This is a genomic window from Streptomyces sp. NPDC007189 (assembly GCF_040703635.1).
In the GTDB taxonomy this organism is placed as follows: domain Bacteria; phylum Actinomycetota; class Actinomycetes; order Streptomycetales; family Streptomycetaceae; genus Streptomyces.
The window spans coordinates 185,668-203,379 of the sequence record NZ_JBEYEY010000014.1 but is presented as its reverse complement, the minus strand read 5'-3'; the positions used below and the strand labels follow the sequence as shown (position 1 = coordinate 203,379).

At 73.8% G+C, this 17,712-nt stretch carries 19 protein-coding genes; 11 read left to right on the top strand and 8 right to left on the bottom strand.

Features of this window, described 5'->3' with window-relative positions:
- The first annotated feature begins 158 nt into the window (after nucleotides 1-158).
- The 3 genes from AB0950_RS27270 to AB0950_RS27260 all read left to right on the top strand — a co-directional run bounded on the left by AB0950_RS27270 (nucleotide 159) and on the right by AB0950_RS27260 (nucleotide 3,257).
- Complete coding sequence (locus AB0950_RS27270; protein ID WP_360148753.1) at nucleotides 159-1,397, top strand: hypothetical protein; 1,239 nt, start codon at nucleotides 159-161, stop codon at nucleotides 1,395-1,397.
- 81 nt (nucleotides 1,398-1,478) lie between these two features.
- Nucleotides 1,479-2,732 (top strand): SLC13 family permease, encoded by a 1,254-nt coding sequence (locus AB0950_RS27265; RefSeq protein WP_366779630.1) that lies wholly within the window; start codon nucleotides 1,479-1,481, stop codon nucleotides 2,730-2,732.
- Nucleotides 2,733-2,765: 33 nt separating this feature from the next.
- Nucleotides 2,766-3,257, top strand: a complete 492-nt coding sequence (locus AB0950_RS27260) for a universal stress protein (protein WP_360148756.1) — start codon at nucleotides 2,766-2,768, stop codon at nucleotides 3,255-3,257.
- Nucleotide 3,258: 1 nt separating this feature from the next.
- On the opposite strand, the gene AB0950_RS27255 is transcribed toward AB0950_RS27260, so the two are convergent.
- Together AB0950_RS27255 and AB0950_RS27250 are read right to left on the bottom strand one after the other, a co-directional pair.
- Nucleotides 3,259-5,772: a ricin-type beta-trefoil lectin domain protein gene (locus AB0950_RS27255; protein WP_366779607.1), complete on the bottom strand. Its 2,514-nt coding sequence runs from the start codon at nucleotides 5,770-5,772 to the stop codon at nucleotides 3,259-3,261.
- Between the two features lie 235 nt (nucleotides 5,773-6,007).
- The gene (locus AB0950_RS27250; protein ID WP_360148762.1) at nucleotides 6,008-6,907 is read right to left on the bottom strand and encodes a helix-turn-helix domain-containing protein; all 900 of its coding nucleotides are present in this window, start codon (nucleotides 6,905-6,907) and stop codon (nucleotides 6,008-6,010) included.
- A gap of 66 nt (nucleotides 6,908-6,973) precedes the next feature.
- Here AB0950_RS27250 and AB0950_RS27245 point away from each other — a divergent pair, with 66 nt between their 5' ends.
- Nucleotides 6,974-7,783, top strand: a complete 810-nt coding sequence (locus AB0950_RS27245; protein ID WP_360148765.1) for a phytanoyl-CoA dioxygenase family protein — start codon at nucleotides 6,974-6,976, stop codon at nucleotides 7,781-7,783.
- A 12-nt stretch (nucleotides 7,784-7,795) separates the two neighbouring features.
- Here AB0950_RS27245 and AB0950_RS27240 read toward each other — a convergent pair whose 3' ends face one another.
- Nucleotides 7,796-8,764 carry an aldo/keto reductase gene (locus AB0950_RS27240; protein ID WP_366779606.1) on the bottom strand — a complete coding sequence of 323 codons (969 nt, stop codon included), beginning with the start codon at nucleotides 8,762-8,764 and terminating at the stop codon, nucleotides 7,796-7,798.
- Nucleotides 8,765-8,904: 140 nt separating this feature from the next.
- Between AB0950_RS27240 and AB0950_RS27235 the strand changes: the two genes are divergently transcribed.
- Both AB0950_RS27235 and AB0950_RS27230 read left to right on the top strand, forming a co-directional pair.
- Nucleotides 8,905-9,759, top strand: coding sequence for an endo alpha-1,4 polygalactosaminidase (locus AB0950_RS27235; RefSeq protein ID WP_360148771.1), 855 nt, complete (start codon nucleotides 8,905-8,907; stop codon nucleotides 9,757-9,759).
- Nucleotides 9,760-9,902: 143 nt separating this feature from the next.
- Nucleotides 9,903-10,748: a hypothetical protein gene (locus AB0950_RS27230; RefSeq protein ID WP_366779605.1), complete on the top strand. Its 846-nt coding sequence runs from the start codon at nucleotides 9,903-9,905 to the stop codon at nucleotides 10,746-10,748.
- On the opposite strand, the gene AB0950_RS27225 is transcribed toward AB0950_RS27230, so the two are convergent.
- Nucleotides 10,745-11,269 (bottom strand): flavoprotein, encoded by a 525-nt coding sequence (locus AB0950_RS27225; RefSeq protein ID WP_366779604.1) that lies wholly within the window; start codon nucleotides 11,267-11,269, stop codon nucleotides 10,745-10,747. The genes AB0950_RS27230 and AB0950_RS27225 overlap by 4 nt on opposite strands.
- Before the next feature lie 9 nt (nucleotides 11,270-11,278).
- Nucleotides 11,279-11,737, bottom strand: a complete 459-nt coding sequence (locus tag AB0950_RS27220) for a nuclear transport factor 2 family protein (RefSeq protein ID WP_360148780.1) — start codon at nucleotides 11,735-11,737, stop codon at nucleotides 11,279-11,281.
- A 129-nt stretch (nucleotides 11,738-11,866) separates the two neighbouring features.
- Between AB0950_RS27220 and AB0950_RS27215 the strand changes: the two genes are divergently transcribed.
- Complete coding sequence (locus AB0950_RS27215) at nucleotides 11,867-12,451, top strand: TetR/AcrR family transcriptional regulator (RefSeq protein WP_360149777.1); 585 nt, start codon at nucleotides 11,867-11,869, stop codon at nucleotides 12,449-12,451.
- Here the strand turns inward: AB0950_RS27215 and AB0950_RS27210 are convergent.
- On the bottom strand, nucleotides 12,426-12,626 hold the full coding sequence (locus AB0950_RS27210; RefSeq protein WP_360148783.1) for a ferredoxin: 201 nt from the start codon (nucleotides 12,624-12,626) through the stop codon (nucleotides 12,426-12,428). The two genes, AB0950_RS27215 and AB0950_RS27210, sit on opposite strands and share 26 nt — an antisense overlap.
- A 13-nt stretch (nucleotides 12,627-12,639) precedes the next feature.
- A complete protein-coding gene (locus AB0950_RS27205) occupies nucleotides 12,640-13,869 on the bottom strand; it encodes a cytochrome P450 (RefSeq protein WP_366779603.1) in 1,230 nt (409 codons plus the stop codon).
- Between AB0950_RS27205 and AB0950_RS27200 the strand changes: the two genes are divergently transcribed.
- Together AB0950_RS27200 and AB0950_RS27195 are read left to right on the top strand one after the other, a co-directional pair.
- Complete coding sequence (locus AB0950_RS27200; protein ID WP_366779602.1) at nucleotides 13,868-14,149, top strand: hypothetical protein; 282 nt, start codon at nucleotides 13,868-13,870, stop codon at nucleotides 14,147-14,149. The genes AB0950_RS27205 and AB0950_RS27200 overlap by 2 nt on opposite strands.
- A gap of 45 nt (nucleotides 14,150-14,194) precedes the next feature.
- Nucleotides 14,195-14,644, top strand: a complete 450-nt coding sequence (locus AB0950_RS27195; RefSeq protein ID WP_360148792.1) for a nitroreductase family deazaflavin-dependent oxidoreductase — start codon at nucleotides 14,195-14,197, stop codon at nucleotides 14,642-14,644.
- Nucleotides 14,645-14,723: 79 nt separating this feature from the next.
- Here the strand turns inward: AB0950_RS27195 and AB0950_RS27190 are convergent, their stop codons facing one another.
- Nucleotides 14,724-15,794 (bottom strand): cation diffusion facilitator family transporter, encoded by a 1,071-nt coding sequence (locus AB0950_RS27190; protein WP_366779601.1) that lies wholly within the window; start codon nucleotides 15,792-15,794, stop codon nucleotides 14,724-14,726.
- Nucleotides 15,795-15,894: 100 nt separating this feature from the next.
- Here AB0950_RS27190 and AB0950_RS27185 point away from each other — a divergent pair, with 100 nt between their 5' ends.
- Together AB0950_RS27185 and AB0950_RS27180 are read left to right on the top strand one after the other, a co-directional pair.
- The gene (locus tag AB0950_RS27185; protein WP_360148798.1) at nucleotides 15,895-16,911 is read left to right on the top strand and encodes a glutathione S-transferase C-terminal domain-containing protein; all 1,017 of its coding nucleotides are present in this window, start codon (nucleotides 15,895-15,897) and stop codon (nucleotides 16,909-16,911) included.
- Between the two features lie 28 nt (nucleotides 16,912-16,939).
- A complete protein-coding gene (locus AB0950_RS27180; RefSeq protein ID WP_360148801.1) occupies nucleotides 16,940-17,242 on the top strand; it encodes a DUF4235 domain-containing protein in 303 nt (100 codons plus the stop codon).
- Nucleotides 17,243-17,712 lie beyond the last annotated feature (470 nt).

Below are 17,712 nucleotides of genomic sequence, written 5' to 3'. Positions count from 1 at the left end.
CCGGGCAGCGGGGTTCGTCATGCTCGGGCCACAACTGTCACAGGACCGCAACAGGCGCCGTAGCTCGCGATCTTTCCCCCGGCACCCGTCATCGAACCCGTCGACCACACCGGCGAGGCGGCCCCGCGGGGGCCGTGAAGAAGGAAATCGGGGAGAAGATGAGCGGGATATCGCGCAGGCGGGTGCTGACGGCGGGCGCGGCGGCGGGCGCCCTGGGCACGCTGGCCGCGTGCTCCTCCGGCACCGGCCTCTCGGTCGGCGGCCCGGCGGACGGCAAGGGCACCGCCCAGGCACGGCCGGTGAAGCCGATCGGCGACGGCTCCACGGCCGACACCGGCCCCCAGCCGCACCAGCCGGCGCCCGACCGGCTGAAGCCGGGCCAGAAGCCCCCGCAGTTCGTGGTGTTCTCCTGGGACGGCGCGGGCGAGCTGAGCAACCAGTTGTTCTCCCGGTTCCGCAAGGTCGCCGCCGACCACGGCGCCAAGATGACCTTCTTCCTCAGCGGCATCTACACGCTGCCCGAGTCCAAGAAGCACCTGTACCGCCCGCCGCAGCACCCGGTCGGCGCCTCCGCCATCGGCTACCTCGCCGACCGGCACATCCACGCCACCCTCCAGCAGGTCCGCGCGGCCTGGCTGGAGGGCCACGAGATCGGCACCCACTTCAACGGCCACTTCTGCGGCGCGACCGGCGTGCGCAACTGGTCCCCGGCCGAGTGGCGCAGCGAGATCGACCAGGCCGTCGACTTCGTGACCCACTGGAAGACCAACACCGGTTTCACCGACCTGGAGCCGCTCCCCTTCGACTACCGCAAGGAGCTGACCGGCGGCCGCACCCCCTGCCTGGAGGGCCAGTCCAGCCTGCTGCCCACGGCCGCCGCCCTCGGCTGGAAGTACGACGCCAGCTCCCCCGGCGGACTGCAGATCTGGCCGGGCAAGGTGCAGGGCGGGAAGATCTGGGACTTCCCGCTGCAGTCCATACCGTTCCCCGGGCACAGCTTCCAGGTACTGTCGATGGACTACAACATGATGTTCAACCAGTCGGGCGGCAACCCGAACGGCGACCGCGCCCAGTACGACGCCTGGCGCACCCAGGCCCGCGACGCCTATGTCGCCGGTTTCGAGCGGGCGTACACGACCAACCGCGCTCCCTTCTTCATCGGCAACCACTTCGAGCGCTGGAACGGCGGCATCTACATGGACGCCGTCGAGGAGGCCATCGGGAAGATGGCCGCGTACGGCGACGACGTGCGGTTCGTGTCCTTCAAGCAGCTCGTGCACTGGCTGGAGGCCCAGGACCCGGCGGTGCTGCGCACACTGCGCACGCTGGTACCGGGGCAGACCCCGGCGGGCGGCTGGGCGGACTTCCTGGGCGCGGCGGGCAGCAAGGCGCCGTAGCGCGTCCGGCATCGTCTGTTTGACGGGCGGGGTCTGTTTTCATGGGCGGGCACCAGCTGATCCGTTCCGGAAGGACCCGCCCTGAACACCCCGCTCGCCGAGGCCCTGTCCGCCGTCCTGCTCGTCGCCGTCCTCGCCTGGGCCGTCGTACGGCCCTTCGGATGGCCGGAGGCGGTCATGGCCGTGCCCGCCGCCGGTGTCGCGGTGGCCACCGGGGCGATCTCGCTCGGCCACGCCCGGGCCGAGGCGGAGCGGCTCGGGCCGGTCGTCGGGTTTCTGGCGGCGGTGCTGGTGCTCGCCCACTTCTGCGACGTGGAGGGGCTGTTCCAGGCGTGCGGGGCGTGGATGGCGCAGTGGGCGCGGGGCCGTCCGGTGCGGCTGCTGACGGCGGTGTTCGCGCTGGCCTCCGCCATCACCGCCGTGCTCAGCCTGGACGCCACGATCGTGCTGCTCACCCCGGTGGTCTTCGCCACCGCCGCGCGGACCGGCGTACGGCCCAAACCCCACGTCTACGCCTGTACGCATCTGTCGAACACGGCGTCCCTGCTGCTGCCGGTGTCCAATCTGACGAACCTGCTGGCGTTCGCGGCGAGCGGGCTGAGCTTCACCCGGTTCGCGGCGCTGATGGCGCTGCCGTGGCTGGTGGCGATCGGCGCCGAGTACGCGGTCTTCCGGCGGTTCTTCGCCCGTGACCTCGCGGCGGCGGCACCGCCTGCCCGGGACACCGGTGCGGGGCCGCGGCTGCCGCTGTTCGCGCTGGTGACCGTCGGCTGCACGCTGGCGGGGTTCGTGGTGGCGTCGGCGTTCGGCGTGGAGCCGGCCTGGGTCGCGGCGGCGGGCGCGCTGGTGCTCGCGGGACGGGCGCTGGTGCGGCGCAGGGCGACCCCGCTGACCGTGGTACGGGCCGCGGCCCCCTCGTTCCTCGCGTTCGTCCTGGCGCTGGGCGTGGTGGTGCGGGCGGTCGTCGACAACGGACTCGCCGACGTGCTCGGGCACGTGGTGCCCGGCGGCACGGGACTGCCCGCCCTGCTGGGCGTCGCCGCGCTGGCCGCCGTCCTGGCGAACCTGATCAACAACCTGCCCGCGGTGCTGGTGCTGCTGCCGCTGGCCGCGCCGGCCGGGCCGGGGGCGGTGCTGGCCGTGCTGCTCGGCGTGAACATCGGCCCCAACCTGACCTACGCCGGGTCGCTGGCCACGCTGCTGTGGCGGCGGATCGTGCACCAGCACGACCAGCACGTGGACCTCGGGGAGTTCACCCGGCTCGGCCTGCTCGCCGTGCCGTCCTCGCTGGCCGTCGCGGTGGTGGCACTGTGGGGGTCGCTTCAGGTTTTCTGACCGGGTGTGCGACGTCTGGGGAGGCCGACTGGAATGCGTGTGATCGCCTGGCTCGTCGAGGGCACCTGGCCCGCCTGCGTGGACGCGGTGCGCCGCCATGCGCCGGACACCGCCGAGGTGGTGCTGCTGCACGTCAGCGCGCCGGAGGTGCCGGGGGTGGCGCACGGCGCGTACGCCGGGCTGCTCGGCCGGGGCCACCCGGAGCGCGATCCGGGCGACCTGCTCGAGGCGCTCGGCGGGGCCTCGGCGGCCGAACTGCTGGACGCGGCGGCACAGCGGCTGGGCCGGCCCTGCGCCCGCGAGGAGCGCTCGGGCCGGGTCGAACGGGAGGTGGTGGCCGCGGCGGAGGGCGCCGATCTGCTGGTGCTGGCCCGGGACGGCGACCGGTCCCGGCTCGGGCCGAAGAGCCTCGGCCCGGCGGCCCGGTTCGCCGTCGACCACGCGCCCTGCCCGGTGCTGCTGGTGTGGCCGGAGCCGGCTCCGGCGCTGGGCACGATCCCGCCGCCACCACCGCACCGTCCCTGAGTCAGCGCCGGTGGCGCCCGCCGCCGTAGCCCCCGCCGTCTCCGTAACCTCCGTACCCGCCGCCGCCCCAGCCGCAGAAGTACGGGTACGCGGAGCACGGGTCGGACGTGGCCGACGGCGTCGCGGACGGGCCGGACCCGGTCGCCGCGGGCTTCGGGGCCGGCGGTGAAGTGGTGCGGGAAGCCCTGGGGGCGGTCGTCGTCCGGCGGGAGGTGCCGGCCGGCGACGGGGTGCTGTCACTGTCCCAGTTGACGTTCTGCATCTGCAGGTCGGTCTTGGCGGCGTCGACGGACCAGCGCTGGGCGGCGCCGGGGGCGCGGTCCTTGACCACCAGGGCGCCGGAGCCGTCGGTGGCGGCCGGGGTGAGGGCGAGATCCTGGTTCCAGCGGGGTATCAGGGCGCCCTGGAGGGTGAAGTCGTACCGGATGTTCCTGGCCGCCTCGCCGGTGGCCGAACAGGGGGCGAGGCGGACCGAGTAGCCGAGGTGCGAGTCGAGGCACAGTTCCGGGGCGGCGGAGCTGCGCAGCAACCCGTCGGTCTCGTACGTCCACTGCTGAGCCGGGGTCGCGGAGCATGCGGCGAGTTCGGTCTCGGCGCCCTTGACGGCCTTCTTCCCGACGACGCCGACGCACAGTCCGGAGCCGAGGTTGCGCAGCCGGCCGTGCAGGACGCCCTGCCCCGCCGGGTTCGCCCCGGCCCAGGACGGACTCCCGGCGCCCTTCCCCGGCGCCGGGGAAGCCGCCCCGCCGCCGGCCGGGCCCGCCCCGTCACCGGACCCGAGCACCGACCACAGCACCAACGGCAGCGCGACCAGCCCGCTCACGGTGACGACGGCCAGAGCGACATTCCGCCGCCGGGCCCGCCGAGCCCGCGCGGCCCGCAACGCCGACCGCCCCGAGGGCACGGCATCCCCGGGACCGACCGCAGCTCCGTCGGCACCGCGGCGGCCCGGGGAATCAGCGGCGCCGGGACGGCGCAGGGCTCCGACGGAGGCGGCACGCCGCGTGGGCCCTGCGGACGAACCCCGACGCGCGGTGTCGGTGGAGTCACCCCGGCGCACGGATCCGACCGAGCCATCCCGACGCCCGGGCCCACCGGTATCACCCCCACCCGACAGCTCCTCGGCATCCCCCCGCCGCCCGAACACACCGGAACCGCCAAGGCGCGCCGGCCCGGCCGACCCAGCCCGACGCCCGCGCTCGGCGGGGCCGCCCTCGCCCGTCAGGGCGGTGGAATCGCCTCGCCGCCCGAACACACCGGAACCGCCAGCCCCCATGAACCCGGCCGAACCACCCCGACGCCCGGGCCCACCGGTATCAGCCCCGCCCGACAGCTCCTCGGCATCCCCCCGCCGCCCGAACACACCGGAACCGCCAGCCCCCATGAACCCGGCACCGGAACCGCCAAGGCGCGCGGGCCCGGCGGAGCCACGCCGGCGTCCGGGCGTGGTGGGGCCGCCCTCGCCCGTCGGGGCGGTGGAAGCGCCCGCACCCGGCGAGTCGGAATCGCTGGAGCCCGTCGGCTCACCGGAGCGCCACCGGCGTGTGAGCCCCGTGTCGCCACGCCCGCGTGGGCGCTCGGCAGGGCCGTCTCCGCCGGTGGGCGCCCCGCCTCGGTGTTTGGCCCCGGCGGAACCGCCCGGGTGCGGCGGCTCCGTGAAGGCCTCGCCGGACGGAGGCGCGACGGACTCGGCGCCCGGGGGCGTCTGCGCCGGTTCCTCGGTGCGGTGGGTGCGGGCGTCGACGTAGGCCTGTGCGCCCCAACCGAGGACTGCCTCGGCGAGGGCGAGGCCCAGGCCCCTGGTGAACGCGGCGAGTTGGTCGGCGGTCCGGGCGCAGTGGCCGCAGCGGCCCAGGTGTTCGCGCAGGTCGGGGTCGATGTCGGCGCCGCCGCGCCGGAACGTCACGTCGAGCATGCGCTGATAGCGCCGGCACTCGTCGTCGGGGGCGAGTTCGCGGTGGGCCTGGAGGCACTCCTCGCGCAGCCGTTCCCGGGCCCGGCGCAGCTCGATCTCGGCGTCCTCCGGGTCCAGGCCGAGCAGGGCAGCGGGCACGTCGATCGGCTCGCCCTCGACCTCCGTGTGCCAGAGCACGGCGCGCGACGCCTGGGGCACCCGCTGGAACGCGCGGGACAGCAGCCGGCGGCCGGGCGGCGGGAGCAGCATGGCGGCGGCGCGCCGGCCGCCGGCGCCGGACCGCAGCGCCGGGTGGAGGAGTTCCTGACGGCCGTCGGACTCCCACTCGGCCGCAATCCGGCGGACGGCCACCAGCACCTGGGGCCGCCAGGCGGCCGTGGGCCCGGAATGCCGCAGCGAGGCGCCGAAGAGCCGGGTGAAGGCGGCGGTGGTGAGCATGCCGGCGGCGCGCGTGCCGTCCGTGCACAACCGCGCGTAGGCGAAGGCCGCTTCCCAGTGCCGGTCGAGCAGTTCACCGATCGGATGGAGCGCTGGTGTCCCTCTGGTCCACTTCTTCAGCTCGGTGCTCAGTTGCTCGTCCGACGGGCCTGCCTCATTCACGACTGCATTCCTCCAGACCTGATACGGAATTAGTCCATACCAAGCGGTATGAGAAGGCGGTGGGGCTGCCCGAACGTCCACCTGAGGCGGCTCTCGTGAAGCGTGGGGGGTGTACGGGAGCGGCCCACACTTTTGCACAGGCGCACAGGCCGGAACAAGAGATCTCTCGATTATCGACGATTAGACCCGGCAGACTTCCTTATTTACGCGAATTCAGGAGAATCCTTTTCTCCCCTTACCGCCGTGCGCCCGCCCGGTAGGCGCCGGGCGGCACTCCGTACCGTTCCCGGAAAACCCGGCTGAAGTGGAAGGGACTGCTGAATCCGCTCGCCGCCGCGACCCGTTCCACCGTCAGGTCGGTGACCTCCAGCAGCCGCGCCGCGTGCCGCAGCCGGGCCTCGCGCAGCGCCCGCATCGGGGACCGCCCGGTGCGCAGCGTGAAAAGGTGGGCGAAGCGGGACGGGGACAGCGCGACGCCCTCGGCGAGCGAGCGGACGGTGTGCGGCGCGCCCGGGTCGGCGGCGATCAGCTCCTCGGCGCGGCGCACCCGGGCGTCGGCGTCCGGTGCGGGCGACGGCGTCCGGGCGCCGCCGGCGGCGAGCAGGACGACCTCCTCCAGTGCGCACAGGGCCAGTTCCCGGGCCAGGCTGCCGTGCGCCACGGCCACCGGGTCCGGCTCGGGCGGGGTGCCCTCGGCCGGCCCGCGGGCGTCGGCGAGCATCCGCGCGAACGCCGCCTCGATCCGGCCGCGCAGGGCGCCGGGCACGGACGGGACGGCGTACAGGCCGTCGGACACGGCGTACGGGGCGAGCCAGCCCGTCCAGGCCGGGCGGGCCTGGCAGTGCGTCCACCAGAACCGCCAGCCTCCGGCGCCGGGCGCGACGGCGTAGCGGTGGCCGGTGCCCGGAGCGAGCACCACGAGGTCCCCGGCACCGGCGCGGGCCCGGGCGGCACCCTGCCGGAGCAGGCCGCCGCCGCCCAGGGTGAAGGTGAACAGCCAACTGGCCGAGCCCCGGGGCCGGTTCACGCCGTAGCCCGGCCGCTGGTCGTAGCGCCCGGTGACCACCAGTCCCGGCGGCGGGGACGGGTCGGCGGCGGCAGCCGCCTGGGGCAGGTCCTCAGCATGCACGGGCATCCTCCCGTCGGGCGCGCGGGCCTAGCGTCGGGGACGAGTGACCACCTGACCCCGGGGAGCGGACCCATGACAGCCACGGACTTCGGCGCCATCCTGCCCGAGGCGCTCCGCCGGCAGTTCGACGAGGACGGATTCACCGTCGTACGCGGGCTGTTCGGCCGGGCCGAGACCGAGCGGCTGTGCGCCGCGTTCGCCGCGCTGCACGCGGCCGGCCCGGTGCCGGGCCGCTTCGCGCCGCGCCCGGCGGACCCCGACCCGCTGCGCCGGTATCCCCGGGTGATGCAGCCCCACGAATTCAGCCCGGTGGCACGGCGGTTCCTGCTGGACGCCCGGCTGCGGGCGGTGCTGGAGACGCTGTTCGGGGAGGAGGTGCTGGCCGCGCAGAGCATGTTCTACTTCAAGCCGCCGGGCGCGCGGGGGCAGGCGCTGCACCAGGACAACTTCTATCTGCGGGTCGAGCCGGGGACGTGTGTGGCGGCGTGGGTGGCGTGCGAGCGGATCGACCGGGACAACGGCGGCCTCGAGGTCGTGCCGGGCACCCACCGGATGGACCTGTTCTGTCCCGAACTCGCCGACGAGGAGCTGTCGTTCGCCCGCGAGTACGTGCCGCCCCCGGCCGGGCTGACGCCCGTGCCGGTGGATCTGGCGCCGGGTGACGTGCTGTTCTTCAACGGCAGCCTGGTGCACGGCTCCGGCCCCAACCGCACGGCGGACCGGTTCCGGCGGTCCTTCATCGGGCACTACGTGGGCCGGTCGGCCGAGCGGATCGGGGCGTACTACCGGACGCTGACCATGTCCGGGGAGCGGGTGGCGCTGCCGGAGAGCGAGGGGGCGGGTCCGTGCGGCACGGAGTTCCGCCCCGACGGGCCGCACTGAGCCGCCGCGGCCTCAGTGCCCGCTGATCGCGCGCGGGGTGTAGGGCTGCTGCAGCTCCTCGGTCTCCTTCTCGGTCAGCTCCAGTTCCACGGCCGCCACCGCGTCCTCGATGTGGCGGGGTTTGGCGGCGCCGACGATCGGGGCCACCACCGTGTCCTGGTGCAGCAGCCAGGCGAGGGCCACCTGGGCGCGGGGCACACCCCGGTCGCCCGCGATGCGGGTGACGGCCTCGACGATGGAGCGGTCGCTGTCCAGGTAGAGGCGGCTGCCGAAGTTGTCGTTCGCGCTGCGCTCGGTGACCGTGCCCCAGTCGCGGGTGAGCCGGCCCCGGGCGAGCGGGCTCCACGGGAGCACACCGACGCCCTGGTCGGCGCAGAGCGGCAGCATCTCCCGCTCCTCCTCGCGGTAGAGCAGGTTGTAGTGGTTCTGCATCGAGACGAACTTCGTCCAGCCGTGCCGCTCGGCGGTGTACTGCAGCTTGGAGAACTCCCAGGCGTACATCGAACTCGCGCCGATGTAGCGGACCTTGCCGGCCTTGACCAGGTCGTGCAGGGCCTCCATCGTCTCCTCGACGGGGGTCGCGTGGTCGAAGCGGTGGATCTGGTAGAGGTCCACGTAGTCGGTGCCGAGGCGGCGCAGGCTGTGGTCGATCTCGGCCATGATGGCCTTGCGGGACAGCCCCGCCCCGTTCGGGCCCGGCCGCATCCGGCCGTTCACCTTGGTGGCCAGCACGATCTCGTCGCGGTGGGCGAAGTCGCGCAGTGCCTTGCCGACGATCTCCTCGCTGGTGCCGTCGGAGTAGACGTTCGCGGTGTCGAAGAAGGTGATGCCCGCCTCCAGCGCCTGCCGGATGAGCGGGCGGGACGCCTCCTCGTCGAGCGTCCACTCGTGGACGCCGCGGTCGGGCAGGCCGTAGGTCATGCAGCCCAGACAGATCCGCGAGACGTCCAGGCCCGTCGAACCGAGCTTCACGTACTGCATCGTCGCTGCTCCTGCGTTCGGGAGGGTGGTCACCCACGAGCCTACGGCGTGGCCCGGCCGCCGACTTGACGATCCCGGCGCGCGGGCGATGTGATCCTGCCACGCGCCGCGCCGCCCGGCGTGCGCAGGAGGGAGCGGACGTGCCCCGCACGGGTGTGCTGCGCGCCGCGGGCTCCCGGAGGTCCGCGGGCGCCCTGGCCGTGGCCCTGACCGTCACCGTGTCGGCGCTGGCCGGCTGCGACTCCGGTGCCGGTGGTGGTTCCGCCCCCAAGGCGTGGTCCGCCGCGGTGCGGCTGCCCCCGCGTCACGCCGGGTTCGACTACCAGATCGGCGGCGCCTATCCCCCGCCCGAAGGCGTGCGGATCGTCAGCCGCGACCGCTCCGACTCCCCCGCGCGGGGCCTGTACAACATCTGCTATGTCAACGCCTTCCAGGCCCAGCCCGAAGAGCGCGCCTCCTGGCCGGCCGGCCTGCTCCTGCGCGACGCGCGCGGCCGGGTCGTGATCGACGGGGACTGGCACGAGGCCCTGCTCGACCTGCGCACCCCGGCCAAGCGGGAACGCGCGGCCGAGCGGGTGAACCGGTGGATCGACGGCTGCGCCGAGAAGGGCTTCGACGCCGTGGAGCCGGACAACTACGACAGCTTCACCCGCTCCGGCCACCTGCTCACCGCCGCCGACGCCACCGCCTTCATGGCCCTGCTGTCCCGCCATGCGCACGCCCGGCATCTGGCGGTGGCGCAGAAGAACACCGCCGGACTGGCCGGTGCGCGGCGCCGGGCCGGGCTGGACTTCGCGGTGACCGAGGAGTGCGGGCAGTACGACGAGTGCGGGGTGTACGCGAAGGCGTTCGACGACCGGGTGCTGGACGTCGAGTACACCGCATCCGGTCTGCGTTCGGCCGTCGCCCACTGGGGTGGCCGGCTGAGCATCGTACGGCGGGACAGGGCGGTGTCCGCTCCGGGGAGCGAGGGATACCTCCGCGAGGTCCGCTGAGGACGCGCTGCGGCGGACCGTTGCTGCCCCCAGGTGACCGTCCGGCGTGGGAGCCGGGCGATCGTCGTACTGTCGGCTCATCCTCAGCGGCAGGCGACCGGCATCCGGCCGGTCCCGGCCGCCCCGGAGGTAGCACGGTGCCGATGCGTTCCCCCACTGTCAGAACCCTGGCCGGAGCGGCGCTGCTGTCGCTGGCCCTCGTCACGCCCGCCTGCGCCGAATCCGCCGCCGCACCGGCGCCCGAGTCCCCGGCGACCCTCTGCTCGGTCGCCGGGACGCTGCACGGCGCGCACGGTGAGCGGGCCGAGGTCAGCCTGTGCGCGGACACCGGCGTCCCGAGGTTCAACGTGACGGCCCCGGCCACCTGCCGGATCGCCGGCGTCCGGGTCCGCTACGCCTGCCGCACCGAGGGCACCTGGAAGGCCGTCCGGTCGGGCAGGACGCTCGGCACCGGCACGCTGCCCGGCTCGGGGCTGTACCCGGGGCCCGGCGCCTACGACATCAGCGCCACCGTGCGCGTGCGGTCGACGCCCGCGGGTGTCGACCTGAAGGGCACGGTGCGGGCCACCGTGTCGCTGACCGCGCCCAAGGCGAGGGCGACGCACTCCGTCACCGTGGACAGGAGCGTGCTGCGCCGCAACGCCACGACCACCGTGACCTACACGATCCGCCGGGACAGCGGCGAGGGCGACGGCAACGCGCGGCTGGGGATGATCGGCCAGGAGGGCACGGGCCTGCGGATCGGCACCGCCGACAAGCGCTGCGTCAACCCGCTGGTGGGCCGGTACCCGTCGAAGGCCCGGCTGGCGCACTCCCTGGACTGCACGGTGACCGAGCTGCAGCCCGGCCACCCGGAGAAGCTGAAGGTCCGCTTCACCGTCGGGTCCACGTGCTCCACGGTGGTCTCGAAGCTCGGCTACTGGGTGCCCAAGGGCCAGGACATGTTCACCGGCAACATGCTGGCGGGGCCGACGCTGACCTGCCGCTAGAGCAGATCCAGCGCCCGTTCCCAGGTGAAGTCCGGCCGCACGCCGTCCGGCCCGGCCTCACCGGTGTACCGGTCGCCGAAGCGGACGCCCATCCCGCGCAGCCGTGCCACGCTGTCCCGGTAGGCGGGATGGGCGGCCAGCGCGTCGGCGACGCAGGGCAGCACGGCGACCGGTATGCCGAGTCCCACGGCCTCGCACAGGCTGCCGAGCGCGAGGGTGTCGGCGATACCGGCCGCCCACTTGTTGACGGTGTTGAAGGTGGCGGGCGCCACCACGACCGCGTCCGGCGGCGGGAAGGTGCGCGGGTCGGCCGGGGTGCGCCAGGCCGAGCGGACCGGGCGGCCCGTCTGCGCCGCCACCGCCTCGCCGTCGAAGAAGCCGCCCATGGCCAGGGGGGTGGCGATGACGCCGACCTCCCAGTCCCGTTCCTGGGCGGCGGTGATCAGCCTGCTGACGCCCGCGGCGGTCCCGGCGGCGCAGACGACGACGTAGAGAAAGGGTGTGCGGGCCTGTTCGGTCATCCGGGAACCCTACTGAAGCGGGAAGGACAGCCCTCGTTCGGTCTCGGGGCGCGGCCCGTGGACGCGGCGTTCGCTCTCCTCGATGCGTACGTCGTTGATGCTGGCCTCCCGCCGGGTCATCAGGCCGTGCTCGTCGAACTCCCACAGTTCGTTGCCGTACGAGCGCCACCACTGGCCGTCGGCGTCGTGGGACTCGTACTGGAAGCGGACGGCGATGCGGTTGCCGTCGAAGGCCCACAGGTCCTTGCGCAGCGCGTAGTCCAGCTCCCGCTCCCACTTCGCGGTGAGGAACGCGACGATCTCGGCGCGGCCGGTCAGGAAGGTGTCGCGGTTGCGCCAGACGGAGTCCTCGGAGTAGGCGAGCGCCACCTTGTGCGGGTCGCGGGTGTTCCAGGCGTCCTCGGCGGCCTGGACCTTCTGCGCGGCGGTCTCGCGGGTGAACGGCGGCAGCGGCGGACGGTCGGCCATGGTCTCCTCCTGGGCTCGGACAGCACCGGAGAACGAGCGTTCTCCGAAGGGTCGCTACCGTAGGAGAACGCGCGTTCTCCGGTCAAGGAGACGCGGCCAGGAGCCGACCGAGGAGTGATGGTGTCGCCGATGGACAGCGCGGCCGCCCGGGATCGGGTGCTCGACGCCGCCGAGAAGCTGTTCTACGCCCGGGGCGTGCAGTGTGTGGGCATCGACGAGCTGCGCGCGGCCTCGGGGGTCTCGCTCAAGCGCCTCTACCAGCTCTTCCCCGCCAAGGAGCAGCTGGTCGCGGCCTGGCTGGAGCGGCGGGACGAGCGCTGGCGCGGGCGTCTGACCGCGTACGTGTCACGGCGGCGGGACCCGCGGGAGCGGATCCCGGCCGTGTTCGACTGGCTGGAGGAGTGGTTCGGCGAGGAGGGGTTCCGCGGCTGCGCCTGGATCAACGCGCACGGCGAGCTGGGCGCCGTCTCGCCCCTGGTCGCCGCCCAGGTGCGGGCCCACAAGGAGGCGTTCCGTGACCGTCTCGCCGCGCTGGTGGGGGAGGCCGGGCTGCCGGCGGCGCTGACCGGCCCCCTCTTCCTGCTGGCCGAGGGAGCCATGGTGAGCGCCGGCGTCACCGGGAGCGCCCGGCCGGCGGCCGAGGCCCGCGAGGCGGCGCGGACGCTGGTGGCGGCCGCCGGCCGGGAGGTCAGCCGGCGGTCTCCGACACCTTGATCGCGCCGACCGGGCAGGCGCGGGCCGCCTCCCGGACCATCGGGTCGCCCGCGCCGTCCTCCCGTCCGGGCAGCAGGGTGCTGTAGCCGTCGTCGTCCTGGGTGAAGACGCCCGGCGCCGCGAGGGCGCACTGACCCGCGCCGATACAGACGTCCTTGTCGATGTCGATGTGCATGAGCGTCAGCCTCTTACCAGGTCACGGGGAGTTCCAGCATCCCCTGGATCGTGTCGCCGCGTTTGAAGGGGATGTCCTCGGCCGGGACGGCCAGGCGCAGCCCCGGCAGCCGGGTCAGCAGGCTGCCGAGCGCGATCTCCAGCTCCGCGCGGGCCAGGTTCTGGCCCAGGCACTGGTGGATCCCGAAGCCGAAGGCCACGTGCTGGCGGGAGGGCCGGTGGAAGTCCAGGCTGTCGGGGTCGTCGTACCGGGTCGGATCACGGTTGATCACCGAGGTGGAGAAGAGCACGCCCTCGCCGGCCCGGACGGTGGTGCCGGCGATCTCGATGTCCTCCAGCGCCACCCGCTGCATCCCCTCGGCGATGGACAGCATCCGCATCAGCTCCTCGACGGCGGCGGGCAGCAGCGCCGGGTCGGCGCGCAGCTCGGCCAGCCGGTCGGGGTGCCGGAGCAGGGTGAAGGTGCCGAGGGAGATCATGTTGGCGGTCGTCTCGTGGCCGGCGACCAGCAGGATGAGGGCCAGCGAGACGACTTCGGCGCGGTCCAGCGCGCCGTCGCGCAGCTGCTGGTGGACGAGGTCGTCGAGGATGCCGTCGCCGGGCCCCGGCTGCTTCGCCTTGTCGTCGATCAGCCCGCCGAGGTACTCCTCCAGGCGGGCGCGGGCGGCGATCGTGTCGGCCGCCCTGGGGCCGCGCAGCAGCCTGCGGGACTGCTCCTCGAAGAACTCGTGGTCGGCGTACGGCACTCCGAGCAGGCCGCAGATCACCGTCGACGGCACGGGCAGCGCGAAGGCGGAGACCAGCTCGGCGGGCGGTCCCTGCGCGATCATCGCGTCGAGCAGATCGTCCACGGTCCGCTGGATCCACGGCCGCAAGTGGGCCGCGCGCTTGACGGTGAACGACGGGACCAGCATCCGCCGCTGCCGGTGGTGTTCGGGGTCGTCCAGCCCCAGCAGCGCCACGCGGCGGTCGCGGATGCCGGCGAGCCGCTCGGCGGGGATGGGGAAGTCGGGATGGCGGCGGTCGGTGGACAGCCGGGGGTCGGCGAGCAGCGCGCGGGCGGTGTCGTAGGAGGTGACCGCCCAGACCTCGCGGCCGTCGTACAGGGTGACGCGGGACAGGGAACGCCCGTCGCGCAGCGGCTGGTATCCGGTGGGCGGGTGGTAGGGGCAGGTGCGGTCCTGCGGGAAGGCGACGGCGGCGGCCGGGGTCGCCGGGCCGGTGGGGTCCGTCAGTTCCGTCATGGAAGACCTCGCAGACGAAGGAGTCGTGCCGATCTTCATTAGATGCCTCGGGCATCTATGGGGCGACGTCAAGTTCGGCCAGTTCGGTGAGACGGGCGATCTGGCCGAAGACGAGCGTCCAGAGGATCGGATTCCGGCCGGGGCGCGCCACGCGCCAGCCGGGCAGGGCAACCCGCGGCCCCCGCCGTACGACCATACCGCCACACATAGTGGCATGCAGGATGAAACGGGCGATGCGGGCGCAGGCGGCGCGGATGATCCGCGGGGCCGCCGATGTTGAATGCGTATGGCAGACAGCCGTTGGACCGACGAAGGGTACGGATCCATGCCTCTTGAGGGCGAGTACGAGCCCAGCCCGACCCAGTGGGTGCGCGAGCAGGTCGAGCTGTACGAGAGCTCCGGCGGGACGAAGGGCACGACGTTGATGGACACCGGGCTGCCGGTCGTCGTGCTGACGTCCCGGGGCGCGAAGAGCGGGAAGATCCGCAAGACGCCGCTGATGCGGGTCGAGCACGAGGGGCGGTACGCCCTGGTCGCCTCGCAGGGCGGCGCGCCCCAGCACCCCGTGTGGTACTACAACATCACGTCCGATCCGCATGTCGAGCTGCAGGACGGGCCGGTCAGGCGGGACATGAGGGCCCGTGAGGTCACCGGCGAGGAGAAGACCGTGTGGTGGGAGCGGGCGGTCGCCGCGTACCCGCCGTACGCCGACTACCAGAAGAAGACCTCGCGGGAGATCCCGGTCTTCGTGCTGGAGCCCTTCGACGAGAGCTGACGCGCGCCGGGAACCGGCCGGACGCGGAAACATCCGCGCCGGACAGGTGTGAACCGTCCCCGGGGCGGGCACCCGTGCGTCAGGCCCCGCCGCGTTCCCCCGTCGCGGCGGGGCTTTCTCGTGCCTCGCCGGCCGGCCGGTCGGTCACGTCCAGGAAGATCTGGCCGGCCTCGGGGAACGTCCGGGCCAGGGACCGCTTGATGCGTACGGCGACCCGCTCCAGCCGCTCGCTCTCCAGCCCCGGCACCAGGTCGATGCGGGCGGCCACCAGGGTGGAGTCGAGACCCAGCTTCATCGTGAACAGCGCCTCGACGCTGTCGATCTCCGGCTGAGCCTCGAGCCGCGCACGGATCCGGGCGCTCAGATCCGGATCGACGGCCTCCCCGATGAGCTGGTCGCGGGCGTCACGGCCCAGCCGGTAGGCGACGTACACCAGCAGGACACCGATCGCCAGCGACGCGGACGCCTCCCAGACGACCTGGCCCGTCGCCATGTGCAGTCCCATCCCGGCGAGCGCGAGCGTCACGCCCAGCACCGCCGTGCCGTCCTCGGCGACCACCGTGCGCAGCGCCGGGTCGCTCAGCGCGCCGAGGCCGCCGCCCTGCCGGCGCACCTGGTGCAGGGCCCGCAGCAGCGATACGCCCTCGGCGACGAGGGCCACGCCCAGCACGATCAGGCCCGCCACATAGCCGGAGAACTTCTCCTCGGTGCCCTCGCGCAGCGCCTGGGCGCCCTGGAAGAAGGAGAAGCAGCCGCCCATGACGAAGATGCCGACGGCGGCGAGCAGGGACCAGAAGAAGCGTTCCTTGCCGTAGCCGAAGGGGTGCCGCCGGTCCGCGGGGCGGCGGCTGCGGCGCAGCGCGGCCAGCAGGAACACCTCGTTGAGGCTGTCGGCGACGGAGTGCGCGGCCTCCGACAGCAGGGCCGGCGAGCCCGCGAGGACGCCGCCGGCCGCCTTGGCCACGGCGATCACCAGGTTGGCGGCGAGCGCCACCAGGACGGTGACCCGGGTGTGCCGGTCGCCCCCGGAGCCCGTACCGGGCCTGTCGCGGCCGTGCCGACCGTGGTCCGCTGCGTGGGGCGCGCCGGCCGGGCCCGCGTCCGCGGCCGGTCGTGTCGCCTGTTCCCGTTCGGAGGATGTCCCGCTCATCTCACGCCGACTGCCCGCCGACGGGCGGATCACACCGTGCGGGCGGCGGAAAACGGGGAACGTGTTGGCCAGAAGGGGCGCCAAGCGGCGAGGAGGAGACATGGGCGGCGACGGCAACCGGGCCTACGGGCACAAGACGTTCAGCCGGTCCAGGAGTCACTTCACGGACCGGATCACCGCCGACGGACGGGACGGCTGGCCGGTGGAGGCGGGCCGTTACCGGCTGGTGGTCTCGCGCGCCTGTCCGTGGGCGAGCCGGGCGGTGATCTCCCGCCGGCTGCTGGGCCTGGAGGGCGCGCTGTCGATGGCCGTCGCCGACCCGATCCAGGACGACCGCAGCTGGCGGTTCACCCTGGACCCGGACGGCCGGGACCCGGTGCTCGGCATCCGGTTCCTGAGCGAGGCGTACGACCGGCGCCAGACCGGTTACCCGGGCGGGGTCAGCGTGCCCGCGGTGGTGGACGTGCCCAGCGGACGGCTGGTCACCAACGACTACCAGCAGCTGACGCTCGACCTGGCCACGCAGTGGACGGCCCTGCACCGCCCCGGCGCGCCCGACCTGTATCCGGCCGACCGGCGCGACGAGATCGACCAGGTGATGGCCGAGGTGTACGAGGACGTGAACAACGGGGTGTACCGGGCCGGGTTCGCCACGCACCAGAAGGAGTACGAGGAGGCGTGCGCGGGCGTCTTCCGGCGGCTGGAACTGCTCGCCGACCGGCTGGCCGGACAGCGGTATCTGGTCGGCGGCACCCTCACGGAAGCGGACATCCGGCTGTTCACGACGCTGGTCCGGTTCGACGCCGTCTACCACGGCCACTTCAAGTGCAACCGCTGGAAGCTGGCGGAGCACCCGGTGCTGTGGGCGTACGCCCGGGATCTGTTCCAGACCCCCGGGTTCGGTGACACGGTCGACTTCGACCACATCAAGCGGCACTACTACCAGGTGCACAGCGGCATCAACCCCACCGGCATCGTGCCGCTCGGCCCCGATCCGGCCGGCTGGCTGAGCCCGCACCACCGCGAGGAGCTGGGCGGACGGCCGTTCGGGGACGGTACGCCGCCGGGACCGGTGCCCCCGGGCGAACGGGTGGCCCCCGAGGGACGGCCCGCATGAGGGCCGTCCGGCGAGGAAGGAGTCACATATGGGCAAGGCAAAGAAGAAGAAGCTTCCGTTCGTCTACCAGCCGATCGGTTTCGTGCTCAGCTGGGCGAGCGGCGCGCTGGCCGGTATGGCCTTCCGCAAGGCGTGGATGACGCTCCGGCACGAGGAGGAGGCGCCGGACGCGCTGGACCCGGACCGGGGGTGGGGGGAGATCCTGCTGGCCGCGGCGGTGCAGGGGGCGATCTTCGCGGTGGTGCAGAGCGCGGTGAACCGCACGGGCGCGAAGGCGATCGCCCGGTCCACCGGGCAGTGGCCGGTGGCCGACAAGGACGACCGGGACTGAGCCGGGCCGGCCGGGCGCGGCGCCGCGGGGCGCGGGCCGCGCCCGGCCGCGGATGCTGCAACGCCACGGGGTCGGGCCGCCCGGCTGCGCATCCCGCGACGCCGCGGGTCGAGCCGCCCGGCGGCGCATACCTCGGGGGCGGTTCGCGCCCCGCTGCGAATGCTGCAACGCCGAGAGGTCGGGCCGCCCGGCTGCGCATCCCGCGACGCCGCGGGTCGAGCCACCCGGCGGCGAATGCCGCAACGCCGAGAGGTCGAGCCGCCCGGCGGCGAATGCTGCAACGCCGAGAGGTCGGACCACCCGGCTGCGCATCCCGCGACGCCGCGGGTCGAGCCACCCGGCGGCGAATGCTGCAACGCCGAGAGGTCGGGCCGCCCGGCTGCGCATCCCGCGACGCCGCGGGTCGAGCCACCCGGCGGCGAATGCTGCAACGCCGAGAGGTCGGGCCGCCCGGCTGCGCATCCCGCGAC

Coding starts and splice junctions, on each gene's coding strand:
- AB0950_RS27250 (WP_360148762.1), bottom strand. CDS start 6,907: ATGCCCGTGCATGCTGAGGACCTGCCCCAGGCGGCTGCCGCCGCCGAC.
- AB0950_RS27180 (WP_360148801.1), top strand. CDS start 16,940: ATGGGCAAGGCAAAGAAGAAGAAGCTTCCGTTCGTCTACCAGCCGATC.
- AB0950_RS27210 (WP_360148783.1), bottom strand. CDS start 12,626: ATGCACATCGACATCGACAAGGACGTCTGTATCGGCGCGGGTCAGTGC.
- AB0950_RS27240 (WP_366779606.1), bottom strand. CDS start 8,764: ATGCAGTACGTGAAGCTCGGTTCGACGGGCCTGGACGTCTCGCGGATC.
- AB0950_RS27225 (WP_366779604.1), bottom strand. CDS start 11,269: ATGACCGAACAGGCCCGCACACCCTTTCTCTACGTCGTCGTCTGCGCC.
- AB0950_RS27200 (WP_366779602.1), top strand. CDS start 13,868: ATGGAAGACCTCGCAGACGAAGGAGTCGTGCCGATCTTCATTAGATGC.
- AB0950_RS27215 (WP_360149777.1), top strand. CDS start 11,867: ATGGACAGCGCGGCCGCCCGGGATCGGGTGCTCGACGCCGCCGAGAAG.
- AB0950_RS27260 (WP_360148756.1), top strand. CDS start 2,766: ATGCGTGTGATCGCCTGGCTCGTCGAGGGCACCTGGCCCGCCTGCGTG.
- AB0950_RS27195 (WP_360148792.1), top strand. CDS start 14,195: ATGCCTCTTGAGGGCGAGTACGAGCCCAGCCCGACCCAGTGGGTGCGC.
- AB0950_RS27270 (WP_360148753.1), top strand. CDS start 159: ATGAGCGGGATATCGCGCAGGCGGGTGCTGACGGCGGGCGCGGCGGCG.
- AB0950_RS27190 (WP_366779601.1), bottom strand. CDS start 15,794: ATGAGCGGGACATCCTCCGAACGGGAACAGGCGACACGACCGGCCGCG.
- AB0950_RS27205 (WP_366779603.1), bottom strand. CDS start 13,869: ATGACGGAACTGACGGACCCCACCGGCCCGGCGACCCCGGCCGCCGCC.
- AB0950_RS27230 (WP_366779605.1), top strand. CDS start 9,903: ATGCGTTCCCCCACTGTCAGAACCCTGGCCGGAGCGGCGCTGCTGTCG.
- AB0950_RS27185 (WP_360148798.1), top strand. CDS start 15,895: ATGGGCGGCGACGGCAACCGGGCCTACGGGCACAAGACGTTCAGCCGG.
- AB0950_RS27220 (WP_360148780.1), bottom strand. CDS start 11,737: ATGGCCGACCGTCCGCCGCTGCCGCCGTTCACCCGCGAGACCGCCGCG.
- AB0950_RS27245 (WP_360148765.1), top strand. CDS start 6,974: ATGACAGCCACGGACTTCGGCGCCATCCTGCCCGAGGCGCTCCGCCGG.